We start from the raw sequence: 17,740 nt of genomic DNA on the forward strand, positions 1-17,740 counted from the left end.
GTTTCCGGACTCTGCTTGTGACGGATTTCCAGCAGGACCTCACGGGGATCAGTCGAAGTCGACGCCCATCGCGTCGCGGATCGAGCCGCTTTTTGTGAGCCGCTTCATCGCTTCCCGGCTCCGCCCCGGCGCCCGCTCGGCCTTGCCGGCCGGCCTTGGCCGCGCCACTGGCGCTGCCGCCCTCTGCAGCTTGCTCATCGCCCGTTTCTTGGCCTGCTCGGCCGCAAGGCCGAGACGGGCATAGTGGGCGAGCTTGAACAGGCGATGGTCGGTGACCTCGCGCACCTCGGCTTCGGAAAAGCCGAGCGCTTCGGCCACGTCGAAGGCGCCGGCGAAGAAGGAAAGCCGCCCCTCCCCATCGGCCGTTTCGGGAAACGCTTCGATCAGCTTGGCGTTTTCCGCCTCGAGCTGTTCGTCGCTCGCCGCATCCGCCAGCGCCTCAACCACCGTCGCCGGCGCCTCGGCAATCGAGAGGATCTCGTCGATCCTGTCGAGCCCCGCCTGGTGCAGCGCCCATTGCCGGCGATAACCGTCCGGGTCGAGTGCCGCCATATGTTCCGGCGGCTCCGGCGGGATCTGGCTGGCAATGAGATTGGCAAAGGCATTGGCCGATTGCGCCACCCGGCTTGCCATGCCTTCGAGCGCCCGCCCGCGATTGGCGATGTCCTGCGTCTTGTGGCGATAGTCGCGGTCCCGCATGTAACCGAGCTTCAACTCGGAAAACGGCACCTCCTCGCCGCCCTTGAGCACGACCAGAAAATCCGCGGCGTCGTTGGCCGCCGCGTCCTCGTCAGGCTCGCTCGGCTCGTCGTCGGAATATTGCGGGTCGTCGTGGCCTTCGCCGCGAATGTCGTCCGCTCCGTACTCGTTCAGCTCTCCCTGCTCCAGGTTGGCCTCGTCGTCTTCGGGCTCCCAGAAATCGAGGTCGGCATCGTCAAGCCCGGTTGCGGGATCAACGGTTTTGCTCCCGCCAAATGGCAGGTTGGCACTATCGTTCGTCATGGCGTGACCTTCTTGAGTAAAAAAGACATTCGCACGCGGTTGCTTCCGCTTAGGAATGCCCAATAAAAGCGCTTGCCCGTCAGGCGGGTGCGCCCTTGCCGTCGGCCTTGGCTTGTTCCGTCAGGAACTTGAGCTTGGCCCGGAAGTTTCGGATGGCGCGGGCCTCGGCGGCATAGGCCGCCCGGCCGGTGTCGTCGGTAAGGCCGGCATGGATGCAGCCGTTGATCGCCGCCCATTCCAGCTCGTTCATGATGTCGTCGAAAAAGCGCACGTCGAGAATGGCGCGCGCAGCCGCCGCCCGTTCCTCTGGTTTCATGCTTTTGACCTCGGTTGGAGAGCCGTCGCTTTCGATCGAAATTTTCGTCGAACGCTGCCTTGATTCTGCTTTTGTTCCGCGCCACCGCTGTGCGAGCTGGAGCAGTTTGCCACTCCAGGTCACATTGCAATAACCAAACGAACATGCCTTCCCAGCCGTTTCAGCATCAAACGCCTCTGTCCGGATGCCGGTCCCGGCGCAAGTGGTGATCGGAGCGGATGGCCGGCACCAGTCACAGACGTGCGCGTCTATCGAACGAGGAACCATGAGAAGACGATCGAGCTTGGTATTGTCAGCCCTGTTTCTCGCCGCCGCGATTTCGCCCGCATCGGCGGACGGCCAGTTCGGCAAACCGCGCTACCTCGTCAAGGCCTTCCTGCTCAAGGACGACAAGACCTTCGATCACGCGACGAACTGGTGCGGCAATGAAAGCATCTGCACCCTCACGGTCGGCGATTATGAAATCGGCTTGCGCTTCTTCATGGGCTACGAAAGCTACCGCCTGCGTGTTGCGTCGTCGTGGGATGGCGACAATCCCTGCTGCTTCTTCGCGGATGGAGCTTACGAGACCTCCGTCGCAAGCGGCCGCCCTCATGGCGAAGCGCTCTATTACAAGACAGACACCGGCCGCCTGAAACTCGGCACACTCTACATCGCGCTCGAAAGCCTCCATTAGCCAGAACGACCGCCTGCGCGAGGGATTGATTCTGCTTTTGTTCCGCGCTACCGTTATGCGAAGCCGAAGAAGAGACGCCACTTAACCGGGCATAACCGTGAGGCCCTGAAGATTTTTCCAGCAGGAGTTCGCGATGGAAAAGCAAAGCAAGAAGCGATGGTTCGAAATGCTCGCGCTCGATAGCGCCTTCTGGCTGACGATGGACAACATCGGTTGGCTGGTTGCCGAGTTTTTCCTTTATGGAACTACCCGCCTCATTGTTCGCCTTTTCAGCTTCGGCCGGCTTGTCATCGAAGGTTTCTACGACAATCAGCCCGGATTTAGTCGGTTCGGTCTGAAACGTGAGGCGGGTGGACGTCTGTTGATGAGCGCAGACGCCGCAAAGATCGTGGCCCTCTGCTTCTGGGCACTGTGCCTCGCCGCCATCGGCTTTACCGTTAGGGGATTTGGAGCGTGAAAAAAGTAGGCGTTGCATTGGACGCGATCGCCGGGGTCGCCTTCAATATTCTCGATATCATCGTCGTCGGCTTTTTGCTGCACCGCGTGGCACGTTTCATCGTGCCACTGTTCAGCTTCGGTCGGGTACAGGTCGAAGATATCTATGCCTCGGGCAGCGGCTTCAACTGGCTGGGCCTGAAGCGCCAAGAGGACGGACGCTTCCTCCTGAATTCCGACATGAGCATGGTCGCAGCCGCGCTTTTCTGGGTTCTGTGCCTCGTCGCTTACCTCGCGGTCACCCGCGGGTTTTAGCGGTAAACGCGCCGGCTACATGCCGTAAAACGGAGGTCGATTGAGGCGCTCGCGATCAATTCGACCTGGGATATTGTTGCGCTCATATTCTTGTCGGCTAATTCCATATAGCTGTTTGAGATCGTCTTCCTTGGAGAGAAGCTGTTGATGCGGCGGCAGAACGCTTGGATCATCAGTCGCTTCACGAAGTGTCATGCGCCGAGGATAGTCCTTCGGCGACTTCATGTCGCGAGCAGGACTTGAAGTTCCGAAACCATCGGGCGCCCTAGCCTTACCCGCTCCACCTGCTCGACCTTTGCGGATCATTTTAAAGGCCTTTCCCCAAGGAATGAGGCCAGCAGCGCCTTCGATAGCGCCCAAGTAATCGCCGTGTATGACATCATCGAGCGCTTCTTCTGCCGCGAGCCCTTGACTAGCAAACGGGACCATATCGATGAGCCCGAATTTGCTCTCTCCAAGTCCGGACGAACCAGTGAGATCCTCGACGAATTGGCCCCAGGGAGACGTCGCCTTTTGATCACCTCGCAGTGTCTGCGCCAGCCGCTGACGGGTCGTCAGATTGAGACTGCGCAACTCGCTCGGTGGTCGGGACGCTCCGAGATTGCTGCGGTCATCCCAATCGATAACCTCGCGGGGCGGCTCGACAAGCGCGCGCAAGTCATATGGCTGTGCAGCTCGACGGGCCGGAGAGACGTATTCGTCGTCCAGACCCACAAAACCCTGCTTTCTACGATACATCGTCCAAATTTCCTGTTGCTGGATTAAGGTTGAGTGTTAATTCCCGATCGGAGCATCTCCTGGTTTCCGCCCCCACGGGTGAAGCCTCAAAAACGTCGTTCCGCTAGTGAGATCTATGCGCGAGAATAGGCCGTGGCTGCACGCGTCCGATCTGTGTCGCCACGCCCGGCACTGCGGATCCGTATCGAACGCTCCTGTGGGTCAGATTGCCAGGCCAGTCGGACAGCTAATCGCAGGCACCGACAACTCGCCCTCAGCGTGCAATTGTCAAACGTGCTCATATCGCCGAGGTCATCCGATGTCCGAAAAGTCCAAGACGTTCGAAGTCTTCCGTGCCGCAGTCGGCATCGCGTTTGTGCTGCTGGTTTCAAAATGGATTGATCAAGCTCTTCCGGACTCGTCGTTCTGGGTAAAGGTCGCTGCCGGTCTTGCTGTGGTGGTGCCCCTCGGCCCTGCGCTTGATGCGTGCCTAACGTTTGGGTACAGAACCTGGAGACGTCGATAACAGGTCCGGCCGCTGGAAGAGCGGACTTCGTGCGACATTCGCCAATCGCGCCTCGTTTCGTAGAGGAATAGGCAGGAAACCAGAGCCGGCCTCAAACGTTTGTGGCGCCCTCACGGCTTCGCAAGCATCTCTTGGGCGCTCCGTCGCAATACCGACAGGTAAGCGACTTCCGGGACCCGATCCCCTGCGCTCCCGCAAAAAGGCCTAATCGTCGCGCTCTATTTGCTCGCCCGCTTCGTGCATCGGTTCTCTTGGCTGATGCAGGCGATCTCCGCCGTCGAGCATTGGGCAACGCCATTGACGACCGCGCAGTGCGAGCACTGATCGGTGAATTCAAGGCAATCCGGATTGGCCTTGATGAAAGCCTCAAGGCTTGCATTCTCGGTCTGCTGCGGTTCAGGAACGGCATCCACAGCCGGCTTATCCGCCGCATGAGCGGTCGCCAGCCCCGCCATGGCAATTACCAGGCAAAGCGCGACGCGAAAGCTGAAATGCCTCATCTCCTGCTCCCCCGGAAGGCAAATCCGGACGCCGCACAAAACGGCGGTCCGTTGTTAATTGCCAGAGAGTGCCGTCACCGCGGCGATCGTGCAAGCGGCCTTCCGCCGCCTACCCTCACCCCAGTTCGTTGCGGATCGCCCGCATGAACACGCTGGCGCCGATGCCGATCAGATCGTCGGGAAAGTCATAGTCCGGATTGTGCAGCCGGGCGTGGTTCTCGCCGGCGCCGAGGAAGAACATCGCTGATGGCGCCACACGTCCGAAGAGCCCGAAATCCTCCGACCCCTTCATCGGTAGCACGCCCTCGCCCGTGTCGTGGCTCACGCCCTCCTCGTCCATGGCGCGCTCGAGCGCGGCGACGGCGACCTCCGCGTTGCTGCACTGGTGAAACACGTCCTCATAGCCGATCGTGACCTTCAGCCTCGCAGCGCCCGCCTGCTCGGCAACCAGCGCCTCGGCGCGGGCCACGAGATCGGCCATGCGCGCGTCGGTCAGTGTGCGCAGCGTCGCCCAGATCTCGGCATAGCCGGGGCTGATGCCGAAAGCTGCCTCGCCAAGGCGGGCATGGGTCACCGTGACAAGCGTATAATTTTCGTCGAGCGGCCCGTTGTTGCCGAGCGCCGTCAGCCCGGAAAGCAGCGACGCGACAGCAAAGGTCGGTGCGATGCCGTCTTCCGGCGTCGAGGCATGCGCCGTCTTGCCGGACAGCGAAATCCGCATGCCGCGCGAGGCGCAATTGACCGGCCCTGACCGAAGCGCCGCATGGCCGAAACCGAGGCCCGGAAAATTGTGCAGCGAGAAGACCAGATCCGGCTTGATGCCGGCAAATTTCGGATCGGCAAGCACGGCCGCCGCCCCGGCACCGTTCTCCTCCGCCGGCTGGAACATCAGGATCGCCCGACCCTTTGCCGGCCGTTCCCGCCCCAATCCCCTGGCAAGCGCCATCAGGATCGTCATGTGTCCGTCGTGGCCACAAAGATGGCCCTTGCCGTTGATCTCCGAGCGATGTGCGATCTCCGAGATCTCCTCGATCGGCAGCCCGTCGAGCTCGGCGCGCACCATGACCGTCGGCCCCGGCTCTCTGGCCTCATAGATCGCCGCTACCCCATGCCCGCCAAGGCCCGTCATGATAGCATCGGGCCTCGTCTCGGCCAGCGCCGCAGCGATCGTCTCCGCCGTCTGCCGCTCCTCGCCAGACACCTCCGGCCGCCGGTGCAGGTCACGCCGAAAGGCAGTGAGCGCCTCGAGTTCACGATCGATCAGAAACATTCACACCCCTCCTATGGAATGCCTGCTCTTAGCAGGTCCTTGAGGGTGCCGCCATTCGCGTCGTCTCGCTTCTCTCTGGCCAAAGAGCCGGAAGCGCCTCCTATAGCACGAAGCCCCGTCTCAACGTTCAACCTGGTCCCGCTTCGCCTGCAAAGCCCGCACCGGCTAAGCATCTTGCCATTGAACTGAATAATGTCCCGAAGCTCGGGATGCTCATTGACATAAGACCGAATGCGCGCGGCCGTTTCCGGCGCCATCGTCTTCATCGTGTTCGGATTGACCATGCGAGCGCCCCAGTCTTCGGCCGGTTCATTTCTCAATTGGCCAGCGCGGATAAATAGTCCCTTTCGCGCACCAGTTTGGCCCGGATCGCCTCGGCATCGTAAAGAAATTCGCCGCCTTCATCCGGGTAGGCATCATCCAGTGCGACCTCAATTTCGTTCGCCAGGAGCATGCTGGGCCGGTCTGCGGCAATGAACGCGTCCAGCATCGCCTCAATAGCCTTGTCCATCAAACTATCGCCTTTTCGGATTGATAACAGTCGCCCCCGGTTGTCCGGCTGCAGTCCGGCAAAGATTCAGCTAGGTGGACGGAGCATTCCAGCTCGGGCATCGCGATCTCGACGTTCGCATTCGGCCTGCCAACACTGATCGACGATACTTTGGTAACGTTCGCAAAGTTCGAGCCAGCTTTTCGCATCCGCCGGGTTGGAGACAGCCGAGTCGGCGGCGTGGCGGTGAGCGCGTATCACTTCGGCTTTGGCTTCGCAAAGGCATTCGAGATCACGCAGTTGCTCCGTAAGAGTGTGCAGGACCGCTGTGTCCTTCGTCCCCCAACCGGGTCACCGATTCCGGATCACGCCTTCGTGCACGATCGGCTGCTGGCGTCGGGCTGCTGGAGCCAATCCCGACCCTGCCCTATCCTCGCTTATTTTTCGGATTGCGCCAGCGCAGCTCTAACATTCTTACCAGTCGCCTTTCTGCATTCCACCGACGAAGATCGGAGCTATCCGGCTGTCTGCAGCTATCCCCCCCGTCAAGCTCGACCCGTTCGCATTCTGCGCTCCAGCATTCGGTGAGGAACTTTTCAAACCACTGGCATTGTGCAAGCCAGTTGCGCGCCGCCCCCCGGTCGCTCGCATCAGGATCGGTGGCATGCAAGTCCGCCCGCGCCAACTCCGCCTTGATGCGGCAGAGCCAATACTGACCACACGTTGCCTCGTCGAGCTTCATACCGAGACGTAACCACCGGTCCCATCTGGGAGCGTCCCCCTCCCCGATAGCGGGCCTTCGCCCGTATCTCTTTTCACGAAGCCGCAGGTCCGCGTCCCACCATCGTTCCTGTTGCTCAAAAGCGTTGCGCCACGATGCAAAATGCTCGGATTCGGCGTGCCAACGTTCATCACCCTCGGGATCGACCTCTCGAAGTGCCGCACATTGGCGCATGAAGGATTCGATCTGCTCGCTTTTCTCCGGTTGCCAAGCCCACTTTGGCCAAGGATTGAAAGGGCCATCGTCCTCGATCACGACAGTGTCCCTGCGCCGGGGGCGCTCAGCGGTCCAACTCTCACCCTTCACTGAAGGTGCCGGCTTAACCTGCTTCATTCCACGCGCCCTCCGACGACCACCAAGGAAAATACTCCTAGGTTTTCATCGAATGTCAAGTTCCCGCAGGCTGGGCCTCCTGCATCCGCCGCTGGATTTCCTCGGGCGTCGACTTGGTGAAGTAAAGGCGGGCGATTTCAGCCCCGCCGCCGCCACCGTCTTGGCGATGCCGTTTTAGAGGTTGTCTGGCGAGACGTAAGGATTGGCTCGAGCGTCGCGATAGTGCCACGCGTCTTGCAAGACGCACAAGGTCTCCTTCGCGCACGGCCTAGCCCATCTACCTTGGTTCTGATCGGTGTTGATCAATCAAGGCAGCCCAGGTTTTCAGCGGGAGTTCGAGGCACAGATAGCTTACCAGGAACACCACATAATGTGGCCCGAACAATGCAATAGCGAAGATGAGTGCGCCCTCGTCGAGGTTGGGGGGCAAATGGCCGGTGCTCAGGTAAACGTAGACCGTGACGCTTGCGAGGTAAAGCGCGAGCAGTCCTGCGACCGTCAAAGTGATCAGCAATATCCTCTTAAGGACACCGATGCTCGGGAGATGGATGAAGGAGAAGGCATAGAAGGCAAAAACGAACGCAACCGCCTGAAAACTGAAGAAGCGCGGATAGAAGAACCAGCAGAAAACCGCCGTGACCGTGTACGCCAGAAAAACTCGAACTGCATTCATCGCGGCGTACTGCATCATGCCCTTCCCTCCAACAGCGAAACCCGCTCGACAAGCCGTTCGTCGCTACCTTTACGTGCAATATGGCCTTTCTATTGCAGGTAACCGATTCAAGCCGTTGAACATCCGCATTAAAATTTATCTTTGTATCTTTTCGCTCGTTCCAGAGCGTCATTCAGCCGGCTCGGGAACGCGGTTTTCTCAACTGGCCCGAACGGGCCAATACCATCGATTGCCTGTGATACGCCCGCGGTGCATCCGCCAATAGCGACAGGAAACCAATCCCAGGGCAAAGGATTGCCGCCTATGCGCTCTGCGCGGCTCATAATCTCCTGTTCTTCTTCGGGCGTCGTTTCATACCTGCGAACGACGACGTCCTTCCCGCCCGTCTTCTGGAAGTTCACATATTTGTCCAACGACACGCCTGGTCCGGTCAACACCCGGCCCTCTCCCATCTCCTTGTCAGGATAGTGTCCGGCTGGATCATAAATGTAGTTCGCCCACGGATCTCCTTTGCGATTGAGAATGACGATACCGCTGTGTCCTTCGTCCCCCCAACCGGGAACCTTGTTCTCAGGGTTGGTGTTTGAGATTACATAGGTGTCCGCCACCTCGATGCCTTTATCGCGCCCACGCTCCTTGCCCCAGTTCGGCAATCGGCTGTTCGCCTCTTCACCGAAATCGCGCAACTCCAGCGCCGTAGTCGACCTTTGGCCAGTCTCGTAGGTGTCGTCGTCCGGGGTAAGACCGAAGGTGTTGAAGCCGCGTCTGGTGTTTCTAATCATCCCGGCATCCCTCCAATATGCGCAGCAGTCAGCGCCGTTCCACCGGCCATTTCGGCCACGTTCTGTTGACGTTTCAGGTTCAGTTCCGCATCGATCTGGTAGCGCTTGAGCGCGCCGTTCTGCTGGATCTCGGCAAGCTTCAGCTCGCGCTCCATCTCGAGCTTCCGCCTGGCGTTTTCGCCGTCCATGCGTGCTTTCTCGTTCGCCAGCTGCATCTGCATCTGCCGTTGCTGCATGCCGACATCGGGCTGCTGCTGCGGCTGGGCCGCCTGCATCCGCTTCTGGATGTCCTCGGGCGTCGGCTTGGTGAAGTAGAGGTCGGGCGATTTCAGCCCCGCCGCCTCCACCGTCTTGGCAATGCCGTTGTAGAGGTTGTCGGGCGAGACATAAGGGTTGTCGGGCCCGAGCGTCGTCAGCAGTTTTTCCTGCAATTGCTGGATCATCTGGATCATCAGCATGTCGCGCTCGCGGGTGCCGGCGCCAAGCCCGGTATTGACGGTCGCATCCATGCCGGCGTTCCAGTGGCGCGGGTCGAAGCTCACCCATTTGCCGCGCAGGCGCACCGCCCGCGGCCGGTCCTGGTGCTTGATGGTGAGGCCAAGGAGCCCCTTGAACACACGTCTCAGCCCTTGCGCAAAGGTGCGCACCATCAGCTCCGTTTGGCCGATGCCCGCCTGCTCGACGAGTGCCGTCGCCTTCGCCGTCATGTTCTGCAGCGCGTCCGGCGCCATGCCGGTCGAAGCGTCGGAAATCCCGGTGCGGTCGGTCGCCTCCTGGTCGAGATAGCCGAGCATGGAAAAGGATTCGCGCGCCACGAACGGCACCGCCGTATAGCCGACGGCGCCGCGCACATCGACGCCCTGGCCGACGCGGATCGGCTGGCCGAATTTCGGGTTCAACACCGACTCCGGGTTCTGGATCACCCCCTCCTGCACGATCGGCTGCTGGTTGTTCTGCCAGTAGAGATTGTCGAGCGTCTGGCGCAGGAGCACGGTCTTCACCCGCTGGATCTCCGCCATGTCGTCGGTGATCGCATTGCCTTCGCGCTGGTGCGGCCGCCGCTCGGTGATGAGATCGGCAAAGGGCACTTCGTCCCATTCCGCATCCTCAAGCAGATTGTCGGCCCCGGTGCCGCCGGCAAAGACCAGGCGGCGCAGTTCCGCAATGCCGTCGTCGTCGGCATCCACCTTCACATAGAGCTCGTAGTAGTCGACCTCCTGCAGCGCCGTCGCGGTCTCCTCGCCGTCGCCGAAGATGCCGCGCCTGCGCGCGAACTCTTCGTCCTCGCCATCTGCATCCCCGGCAATGGCAAAGCCTTCCACCAGATCACGGTCATAGCCCATGGCGATGAGATCCGAGCGGCGCATCCGCCGCTTGATGCCGGCGATCGGGCTGTCGTCGATCGAGATCGCGTCCGGATGCACGAGGAATTCTTCGAGCGGCACGGCGGCAAGCCTTGTTGCCCCACGCTCGGCGGTGCGGCGGATCTTGACGGTAAAGACCGGCTGCTCCACAGGCCCGGTCGGCAGCTCGATCTTTTCGACCGACTGCGCCTGTTCCAGCACCTCCACCGTATCGTCGGCGATCAGCTGCACCAGCGCCGCCTCGTCGAGCCCGCTATGGGTCGAAACGTCGACGCTCTTTTTCTTCTCGTACCACCAGCGGATAACGCCGTTGCCGAGCTTCAGCGCGTCGTGCGCGGCATCCTGCACCGCGTCATAGCCGTCGCTTTCGGGAAAGACGATGTAGTTGATATAGTCGGTCGCCTGCTCGGCCCCCGCCTCGTCGCCCTGGTTGACCGGCTGGTATTCCACCACCTTGTCATTGCCGAGCACGGTGCGGATGAGCGAAGGCAGCACCTTCTTCACCGCCGCCCGCACATCGCGCGAAACCACCTTGGAGCGGTTCGCCTCCGCCGGCACGTCGGCCATCACCCCGTCATAATATTCCATCGCCCGAACCCGCACCGCCGAAAGCTGGTCGCGATAGTCCTCGCAATCCCTGACGAGCTGGCTCACCATCTCAGTCAGTTCCGTTTTCGTCATCGCAGCCATCTAGAGAACCTTCCGATCGGTAAAGGCCCAGGCGGCGCTGTCGGCCTTCACCCGGGCATGGCGTTTCATCATCAGCGCGTAGCGGCTGCCCGAAATCACGTCGTCGCGTTCCTTGACGATCCGGCCGTCCTTGCGGTGGTAGAGCCTGAACTCCTCGAACCAATCGCCGCAGGTCGAAAAAACCTTGAAGCGTCCGGTTTGCATGCGTTGCAGCATGTCGGAGATCCCTGCCTCGACACCGTTGGTGCCGTCGTCGAAGGTCGCGCGTTCGGGCAGCATCGCGAGCCCCTGCAACCGATATTGCGCCGCCAGCTGTTCGCCCGAGCCCTTGTCGTGCTGCAGGCCGTCATGCGGCCAGGCCCAGGGCAGCCAGGGCCCCCAAGGCTTCAGTGCGGCCGCATGGATGATCGGCGTCGCCTCGCGCTCGCGATAACACCGGGTCACGTAGAAGACATCGGCGTCCCGGTCCCAGGCACAGAGCACCGCTGCGAACGGATGGTCCCAGCCGAAATCGAGCCCACCAATCTGCACCCAGTGTCTCGGGATCTCGAAAGGCTCGACCCGGATCTGCTCCTCCGTCACCGGGAAGATCCGGCCCGAGCCGAGCGTCGGCACCCCCTTTGTGCGCGCTTCCTTCTCATGCGCCGGATAGCTCGCGACGATCTTCGCCCGTTCTTCCGGCGTATAATGCTCGGCATCGTCGATCGTCATGGTCACCACCGTCCGGTCCTCCGAAGGTTCGAGCAGATAGCGGCTGACGACCGAGCTCATGCCTTTGAGAGGCGTAAACGTCACGGCAACCGAGCCGCCGGTCGCATTGGTGCGGGTGATGCCCTCGAAATAGACATCCTCCGGCGGCTCCTCGTCGAACCAGACATAGTCGACCGTGTTCGCCTGCCACTTCGCTCGCCCCTGCTCATAGGCTTTGAGAAGCAGCGTCGAGATGCCGCCGCTCGCATGGCGCACCGTCACGCTGTCGAGCGCGCCGGAAGCGCTGGAGCGTCGGGTCCAGCCTGCAAGCGCCGATTTCGGCAGATAGCCGGTGCCCCATTCCTCCTCGCTCATTGGCGGGCCGACGAGCAGCCGCTGCACGCCATCGCGCGTCAGCTCGTGCGATTCCGAGCCGCCGATCATCGTGATCGGCCGGTCGAACCGTCGGCCCGCCCACCAATGAGGATAGTCTCCGGTCAGGTGCATTGCTGCCTCGGCAGCGCCCGCCAGCGTCTTGCCGAGCTGGTTGCCGGCCATGAACAGCCGCTCGCGAAAGGTTGCACCCGCCGCGTGAAATTCCGTCTGCTTTGCATAGGGCTGATAGTAGGAAAGCCTATTCGTGTTCTGCCGCCGCCCGATCTCCATCGCCAGTTCCATCCGCTCCCTGAGAAGCGAGGAAAGGCTTGATGGTCTGGTCGAGCTTGCGGATCCGCTCGAGAAGTTGCTCATCCGTCATCTCGCCGATCTGGTTGGCATTGATGGTCACGTCCTTCGGCATCAACGCCGCTATCGTCTTCAGGAAATCATTCGGGTTCTTCTCGATCAGCGCGTGGATCGCAGCCGCACCTCTGGCCTCCCAGGCCGAAAGCATGTCTTCGAGAAAGAGCTCGCCAAGCTTGTTGCGCACCGCCTTGCGGGCGCGCGGCCGCGGGATGGCGCCTACCCGATCGGCGCGCGGCAGAAAGCGCCCGGTTTTCGGGTCCTTGGCGGGTTTCACTGTCATGGGGATTTGCTCCTGGGCACGAGGAAAATGCTCCTCCTGCGCAAGTTGGGTCGGCCACCGCTTGACCAAAAGTTGCATTCTGCCATCAATACCGCCCACCGTTCCGGTAGCGGTATTGGGAGGCGATCACAGGTGATTCGGCGTTTGTGGACGAAACTGCATGGCATGTTCGAAAGGTCGGCTCCGCCCCTGGCCGAAGTCGGCGAGCCGACATCTGCGAAGGTCTTGGCGGCCAAGTCGGAAACGCCGATGTCTGCGGGTAACACCATCGTGTCGCCGCGGCTGTTCGAGCTTGCCCAAGCGGGTGATGTCGATGCCCAGGCCGCGCTCGGCGAACATTACTTTGGCGACCGCGAGGAACATTATGCCGCCAGTTTCCAATGGAACGGGCTCGCGGCCCAGGGGGGACACATCGGCGCTCAGGGCCGGCTGGCCACGATCTATCACGAGGGGCTCGGCGTGGAGCGCGACCCGGAGAAAGCGTTTCGCTGGTGGTATAGCGCTGCCCGACAAAATCACCGCGGCGCACAATTGATGGTCGCCGCAGCCTATGTAGGCGGTACCGTCGTGAAGGCTGATCTGCCGGAAGCGGCCTATTGGGCGTCGCTCTCCTATCTCAATGCCCGAGGCGATCCGCAACAATTGGAACTCGTCGATCCCTATTACCGGTGGGTCCTGAACAAGTTGACCGACGAACAAAAACTGGCGCTCATAGAGCGGCTCGAGCGTCAGATGAAGCGGGATTGACGGGCGGCACTTCGATCGCAGCGCCCCCGCCTCGCACACAGCAGGCGTGACAGCCGATCACAGAAAAATGCGTGTGTCACGCCGGATGTCACGCTTGCAACCTTGACTTCAGGTTGCATTCGGTCATCAATGCCGCTCACCGGGTTGCTCCCCATCGGGTGCTTCTGGCGCAATGCATCGCAGGCGCCCCTGCTTTACCGGCAGTGGCCAGGAAAAAGCCAAATTAGTTCAAGATTTTGAGTAGTTTTTTCGGCCTAGCAGTCCAGCCGCGGGAACCATGCAATGAATGCAACAGGTGCCAGATGATCCGCAACACGTTCAGCAAGTTGAAGACCATTTTCACCCCGCGGCCGTCCGCAACGAATATCTCGCCCAGGTTGCTTGAACTGGCGACGTCAGGAAATGTCGACGCCCAGGCAAAACTCGCCGAAATCTATTTCAACGATGGCGGCGCGGAACACTATGCCGCTTCGCTTCATTGGAATCGCCAGGCCGCCCGCCAGGGTCATCCGGCTGCCCAGGCCCGCCTCGTGACCATCTATCAGAGAGGCCTTGGCGTCGAACGCGATCCGAAGGAAGCCTCGCGCTGGCTGCGCAGCATCGGCCAGCCCCGCCCCCGATATGAGGCCGGCGCCGCCGTCTCCGGCAAGATCGCCAAGCGGGAAGCCTAAGGTTCTTCGCGTAAAAGTGCGCAGCGTTTTGCGACACCAGCATGCGGGCGCCAAAGACGAAAACCTAAGTGCGAACCCTAAAAATTGCGCGTCCCGGTGCCGTACCAGCCGCCGCCCGCACACGGTCACATGTCGCAGCCGGCGCGGATTTGACTTTTTGAACATCGCCATCAGCGCACAGGCACAAGATCGCACCCGACTCGCCGGAATCAAAAAGGCCGCTTCAATGACGAAACGGCCAGCCTGTAATATCCTTAGCCCGCTTCCGGTCGCTTGGCAAGCCCCTTTGCCAAAATTTGTTTCCGTTTTGTTCGATTTTTTCAGTTGCCCGAAAGTGTCTGCCCCGTGCCTCTAAAGGCCCTTGCGCTCGATTGGTGATATAATCACAACCACCATGCAAAGCCGCTTGCGCCGTGGGTCCATCGCCAAAGGGTCTCGGACCTCGCGGCTGCATGACGATCCGTTTCGATGAGGCGGCGCAAACGCCGCTCTCGCGACCACGGGAGGTTCCCATGTCACGACGATACCTGATCGCTGCCCTCTGCGCGGCGCTTCTCGTGGCTGCCGGCTGCACCACCGACCAGGCGGGCCGCACCAGTGCGCATGCTCCAAGCCCCAGCTACCAGGGCATGCAGGGCGCCCAGGGCATGAGCCAGGGCGGCGGCGGCGCTGGCGGCTATTGAGGCGCTGATGCCCGGAAAACGCAAAGCTGGCCCGGCTCGACCTTGGTCCAAGTCGCTTGCCCGCGCAGTGTCGCTCCCGTGCAAAGCCTCCGCCGAACGCACCGCGCAACAGCGCCATTCGGATTGAACAAGTTGGGCCGACATGCGTTGAGTAACCATGACGCGCATTCTCGCTGCCGCGCCATTTGTTTGCGCGCATTCTGTGTTAAGCTTCCCCTTGGGAGGAAAATGCCATGGAGAATTTCTTCGCACTCGCCGCCATCGTCGTCGGCTCCGCAATCCTGGGGCTCGCGCTCGCCTACGGTTTTCGTCGCAAGGACGCGCACCGCCCTCCCGAACATGACGACGCGCGATTGAAGTTCTAACGCGCGAGGCTCCCACAAGACCACTTCGCCCCGAAGCGACACCTGCGGCGCTTAGCTGCTCGACGCCTGCTAGCGCAGAGCCAGCGATGCCGCTTTTGCAATCCTTGCGAGAATCATTTACGCGCATAACCTGCGCGTTCTTGCAAGGTCCCTTCCATGAAAACCCTCGCCCGCCTGTTGATCGCCGGCATCGTCGCCCGCGTCACCGCTTGATGCTGCGGCCGAACTCTCCCGCAAACCAGAAGTGGGCGAGACAGGTCAGGGAGCCTCTCGTGAGGCCGCTATCGTCCAAAGTCGAGGTATCCAGAAAGCGGTAGCGCGCCTCATGACTCACACGAACTCCTTCGCGGCTCGACCGTGCAATGGAGGTTGTCTTCCTCCCCTTGCTCGCTCTTAACCCGCCCCATCGGAACCTTTCCCGTCCCCTCGCCTTACTCCTTCGACAGGACCAACTGAGGAGATGCGAGAATGAGCAAGGCGAACCCGGAAACGCGTGATCTCAGGCAGCCAGCGGAAGAGGTCGCGCAACCGGCCGAACCGACGATCATGCCAATAGGCAAGATCCCGCCCCTCCCCGTCGACCAGATTCCCGCGGGTGACGACCCGACGCCAACCGACCAGGGTCGCGTGCCGCCCGTTCCGAGCCGCGACGAAGCCAATGTCGATCCGGACGATGCCCTGCCTGACGACCGCGAAGAGAAGATCCTTGAGGATGATCCGGGGCGCGAGAAGACCCGCTTCGACGAGGAGATGCCGCGCAGCAGTCGATAGCGGCTGCCTCCCCCCCCATGCATGGCCGCGTTCCTCAGCCGATTTGAACGCCTGAAGACAAGAAGAGGCCCGCCGGTCAGAAACCGGCGGGCCTCCGTTGAAACACGCTCGCCTCAGAAATAGGGCGAGTAGCACTGCTGGCGCGGGCCGCCATAGGGCTGGAACGAATTGTCCCAGGCGCGGTAGGAGCGATAGCGCGAATAGCACCAGTCGGCATGGCGCGGGTTGACGCCGGTCTCGTAGCGGCGCGCCGGCGGAGCGGCAATTGCGCCACCGATCACGACCCCTGCGCCAAAGGCGGCAAGCGGATACCACCAGCCGTCATTGTGGCGGCGATAGCCATAACGCTCGGAGCGATAGCCGCGGTAACCCCGGTAGTAGCCATAGCGGTCGCCGCCATGCCAGCCTTCCCGGTAGCCGGGCCGGTATCTCGGGCGATAGTCGTCGCGCCAGCCGCGCGGATAGCGCCGGTAGTCCCGGTCGCCATGCCAGCCGCGGTCGCGCACCAGCTCGACGTCGCTCTTCTGCACCCGCTCGATCGCAACAGCCGGCAGGGCGTTTGCCGGCGTGATGCCCGAAAGAGCCGTTATCGCCGCAAGCACGACGATGCCAATCTTCTTCATTTCATCACCTGTCCGTTTGTAACAGGTGCGAGTTTTGGCCGGGGCGACGTGAACCCACAATGAATGCGACAATCCTAATATGCAACGCAACTCATAGGTTGTTTTTCTGTATTGACGCAGCCGCACCCTCCGGGGCCGAAAAGCTGTCCCCGGGGAGGCCCGCCATACCCGGGGCGCGCGCCGTCATCCGCTCACGCCGGCGCATCCGCCTTTCCGCGCAGCTTCAGCGCATGGGCAATCAGCGTCTCCACCACCTGGCCATAGGCGATGCCGTCTGCCGCCAGCGCCTTGGCGTACATGCTGATATTGGTGAAGCCGGGAATGGTGTTGATCTCGTTGATCATGAGGCTGCCATCGACGCGCAGGAAGAAGTCCACCCGCGCCATGCCGGCGCAGGCAAGCGCGCGGAAAGCCCGCGCCGCCATGTCCTTGGCCTCGGCGATCACGTCATCGGAGAGTTTGGCGGGCGCCTCGACGACCGCGCCGCCGGCATCGACGTATTTGGCGTCATAGCTGTAGAAGCCGTGGCTGGCGGCCGGAATGATTTCGCCTGGCCGCGACACGGTGAGCCGTCCTTCGGCATCCTCCAGCACGGAGCATTCGATCTCGCGTGCCTGGACGAACTCTTCGATCAGCACCTTGTCGTCGTGCCGAAACGCCTCGTCGAGCGCCGCCTGTAGCGCGTCCGGGCTGTCGACGCGGCTGACGCCGACGGAAGATCCCTGCCGTGCCGGCTTGACGAAAACCGGAAGTCCCAGGCTTTCGAGGATGGTTTCGCTCGAATAGGCCTCGCCCGCATGCAGGCCGATCGCCCGCGCAACGGCAATGCCTTCAGCCACCAGCAGCCGCTTGGTGAGCGCCTTGTCCATGGCGACCGCCGAAGCCGCGACACCGCAGCCGACATAGGCGACGTCGGCCGTTTCCGCATAGCCCTGCACGGTCCCGTCTTCGCCGAAGGGGCCATGCAGAACCGGAAAGATCAGGTCGATCGCGGGCAGCAGCCCTTGGCTGCCGTCGGCACCAATGGTCACCGCCCGCCCCCGCCCGCCCGGGATCAACGCCACCTGTGTTCCCGATGCCGGGATTGCCTTCGGCAACTCCCCGTCTTCGAGATCGACCAGCATCCAGCGGCCGTCCCTGGCGATCCCGATCGGCACGATCTCGTAGCGCGTGCGATCGAGCGCCGCCACCGCGTTGCGCGCCGACATCAGCGAAACCTCATGCTCCGCCGACCGGCCACCGAACAGCACGGCAATGCGCAACTTACCTGTCATGATCCTTTTCCCTCCAGAATCG

At 61.7% G+C, this 17,740-nt stretch carries 22 protein-coding genes; 8 read left to right on the plus strand and 14 right to left on the minus strand.

All coding sequences use genetic code 11. The annotated features are described in order from the left end of the window. Positions 1 to 48 precede the first annotated feature (48 nt). Positions 49 to 1,002, minus strand: a complete 954-nt coding sequence (locus IB267_RS03875; protein ID WP_192446475.1) for a hypothetical protein — start codon at positions 1,000 to 1,002, stop codon at positions 49 to 51. 79 nt (positions 1,003 to 1,081) lie between these two features. Next, a complete protein-coding gene (locus IB267_RS03880) occupies positions 1,082 to 1,318 on the minus strand; it encodes a hypothetical protein (protein ID WP_192446476.1) in 237 nt (78 codons plus the stop codon). Between the two features lie 283 nt (positions 1,319 to 1,601). Here IB267_RS03880 and IB267_RS03885 point away from each other — a divergent pair, with 283 nt between their 5' ends. The 3 genes from IB267_RS03885 to IB267_RS03895 all read left to right on the plus strand — a co-directional run bounded on the left by IB267_RS03885 (position 1,602) and on the right by IB267_RS03895 (position 2,744). Next, complete coding sequence (locus IB267_RS03885) at positions 1,602 to 1,994, plus strand: hypothetical protein (RefSeq protein WP_192446477.1); 393 nt, start codon at positions 1,602 to 1,604, stop codon at positions 1,992 to 1,994. Positions 1,995 to 2,127: 133 nt separating this feature from the next. Beyond that, positions 2,128 to 2,451: a hypothetical protein gene (locus IB267_RS03890; RefSeq protein ID WP_192446478.1), complete on the plus strand. Its 324-nt coding sequence runs from the start codon at positions 2,128 to 2,130 to the stop codon at positions 2,449 to 2,451. Beyond that, positions 2,448 to 2,744 carry a hypothetical protein gene (locus tag IB267_RS03895; protein WP_192446479.1) on the plus strand — a complete coding sequence of 99 codons (297 nt, stop codon included), beginning with the start codon at positions 2,448 to 2,450 and terminating at the stop codon, positions 2,742 to 2,744. Before IB267_RS03890 ends, IB267_RS03895 begins: the two co-directional genes overlap by 4 nt. A gap of 15 nt (positions 2,745 to 2,759) precedes the next feature. Here IB267_RS03895 and IB267_RS03900 read toward each other — a convergent pair whose 3' ends face one another. The 10 genes from IB267_RS03900 to IB267_RS03945 all read right to left on the minus strand — a co-directional run bounded on the left by IB267_RS03900 (position 2,760) and on the right by IB267_RS03945 (position 12,584). After that, a complete protein-coding gene (locus IB267_RS03900) occupies positions 2,760 to 3,482 on the minus strand; it encodes a hypothetical protein (RefSeq protein WP_192446480.1) in 723 nt (240 codons plus the stop codon). 723 nt (positions 3,483 to 4,205) lie between these two features. Continuing rightward, positions 4,206 to 4,442: a hypothetical protein gene (locus IB267_RS03905; RefSeq protein WP_246810538.1), complete on the minus strand. Its 237-nt coding sequence runs from the start codon at positions 4,440 to 4,442 to the stop codon at positions 4,206 to 4,208. Between the two features lie 160 nt (positions 4,443 to 4,602). Next, positions 4,603 to 5,757: an amidohydrolase gene (locus IB267_RS03910; RefSeq protein ID WP_192446482.1), complete on the minus strand. Its 1,155-nt coding sequence runs from the start codon at positions 5,755 to 5,757 to the stop codon at positions 4,603 to 4,605. A 316-nt stretch (positions 5,758 to 6,073) separates the two neighbouring features. Beyond that, on the minus strand, positions 6,074 to 6,268 hold the full coding sequence (locus tag IB267_RS03915; RefSeq protein WP_192446483.1) for a hypothetical protein: 195 nt from the start codon (positions 6,266 to 6,268) through the stop codon (positions 6,074 to 6,076). A 406-nt stretch (positions 6,269 to 6,674) separates the two neighbouring features. After that, complete coding sequence (locus tag IB267_RS03920; RefSeq protein ID WP_192446484.1) at positions 6,675 to 7,283, minus strand: hypothetical protein; 609 nt, start codon at positions 7,281 to 7,283, stop codon at positions 6,675 to 6,677. Between the two features lie 355 nt (positions 7,284 to 7,638). Further along, positions 7,639 to 8,052, minus strand: a complete 414-nt coding sequence (locus IB267_RS03925) for a hypothetical protein (protein WP_192446485.1) — start codon at positions 8,050 to 8,052, stop codon at positions 7,639 to 7,641. Between the two features lie 110 nt (positions 8,053 to 8,162). Continuing rightward, positions 8,163 to 8,816 (minus strand): hypothetical protein, encoded by a 654-nt coding sequence (locus tag IB267_RS03930; RefSeq protein WP_246764993.1) that lies wholly within the window; start codon positions 8,814 to 8,816, stop codon positions 8,163 to 8,165. Next, entirely contained in the window at positions 8,813 to 10,870 is a 2,058-nt protein-coding gene (locus IB267_RS03935) for a phage portal protein (protein ID WP_192446486.1), read from the minus strand. Before IB267_RS03935 ends, IB267_RS03930 begins: the two co-directional genes overlap by 4 nt. Then, positions 10,871 to 12,310 (minus strand): terminase large subunit domain-containing protein, encoded by a 1,440-nt coding sequence (locus IB267_RS03940; RefSeq protein ID WP_192446487.1) that lies wholly within the window; start codon positions 12,308 to 12,310, stop codon positions 10,871 to 10,873. It abuts the gene before it with no gap. After that, positions 12,195 to 12,584 carry a hypothetical protein gene (locus IB267_RS03945; protein WP_192446488.1) on the minus strand — a complete coding sequence of 130 codons (390 nt, stop codon included), beginning with the start codon at positions 12,582 to 12,584 and terminating at the stop codon, positions 12,195 to 12,197. The genes IB267_RS03940 and IB267_RS03945 overlap by 116 nt, the downstream gene beginning before the upstream one ends. Positions 12,585 to 12,611: 27 nt before the next feature. Between IB267_RS03945 and IB267_RS03950 the strand changes: the two genes are divergently transcribed. From IB267_RS03950 to IB267_RS03965, 5 genes are all read left to right on the plus strand, one after another. Next, positions 12,612 to 13,331 (plus strand): tetratricopeptide repeat protein, encoded by a 720-nt coding sequence (locus tag IB267_RS03950; protein ID WP_192446489.1) that lies wholly within the window; start codon positions 12,612 to 12,614, stop codon positions 13,329 to 13,331. A gap of 302 nt (positions 13,332 to 13,633) precedes the next feature. Then, entirely contained in the window at positions 13,634 to 14,002 is a 369-nt protein-coding gene (locus IB267_RS03955) for a tetratricopeptide repeat protein (protein WP_192446490.1), read from the plus strand. Positions 14,003 to 14,514: 512 nt separating this feature from the next. Beyond that, complete coding sequence (locus IB267_RS03960; protein ID WP_192446491.1) at positions 14,515 to 14,685, plus strand: hypothetical protein; 171 nt, start codon at positions 14,515 to 14,517, stop codon at positions 14,683 to 14,685. A gap of 233 nt (positions 14,686 to 14,918) precedes the next feature. After that, positions 14,919 to 15,050 (plus strand): hypothetical protein, encoded by a 132-nt coding sequence (locus IB267_RS33670; protein WP_255380915.1) that lies wholly within the window; start codon positions 14,919 to 14,921, stop codon positions 15,048 to 15,050. A gap of 468 nt (positions 15,051 to 15,518) precedes the next feature. Next, positions 15,519 to 15,821, plus strand: coding sequence for a hypothetical protein (locus IB267_RS03965; protein WP_192446492.1), 303 nt, complete (start codon positions 15,519 to 15,521; stop codon positions 15,819 to 15,821). Positions 15,822 to 15,934: 113 nt separating this feature from the next. On the opposite strand, the gene IB267_RS03970 is transcribed toward IB267_RS03965, so the two are convergent. Together IB267_RS03970 and IB267_RS03975 are read right to left on the minus strand one after the other, a co-directional pair. Further along, the gene (locus IB267_RS03970) at positions 15,935 to 16,444 is read right to left on the minus strand and encodes a BA14K family protein (protein ID WP_043619224.1); all 510 of its coding nucleotides are present in this window, start codon (positions 16,442 to 16,444) and stop codon (positions 15,935 to 15,937) included. A 191-nt stretch (positions 16,445 to 16,635) separates the two neighbouring features. After that, positions 16,636 to 17,718, minus strand: a complete 1,083-nt coding sequence (locus IB267_RS03975) for a D-alanine--D-alanine ligase family protein (protein ID WP_192446493.1) — start codon at positions 17,716 to 17,718, stop codon at positions 16,636 to 16,638. Positions 17,719 to 17,740 lie beyond the last annotated feature (22 nt).

This window comes from Ensifer sp. ENS09 (assembly GCF_014852425.1).
Lineage (GTDB): Bacteria > Pseudomonadota > Alphaproteobacteria > Rhizobiales > Rhizobiaceae > Ensifer.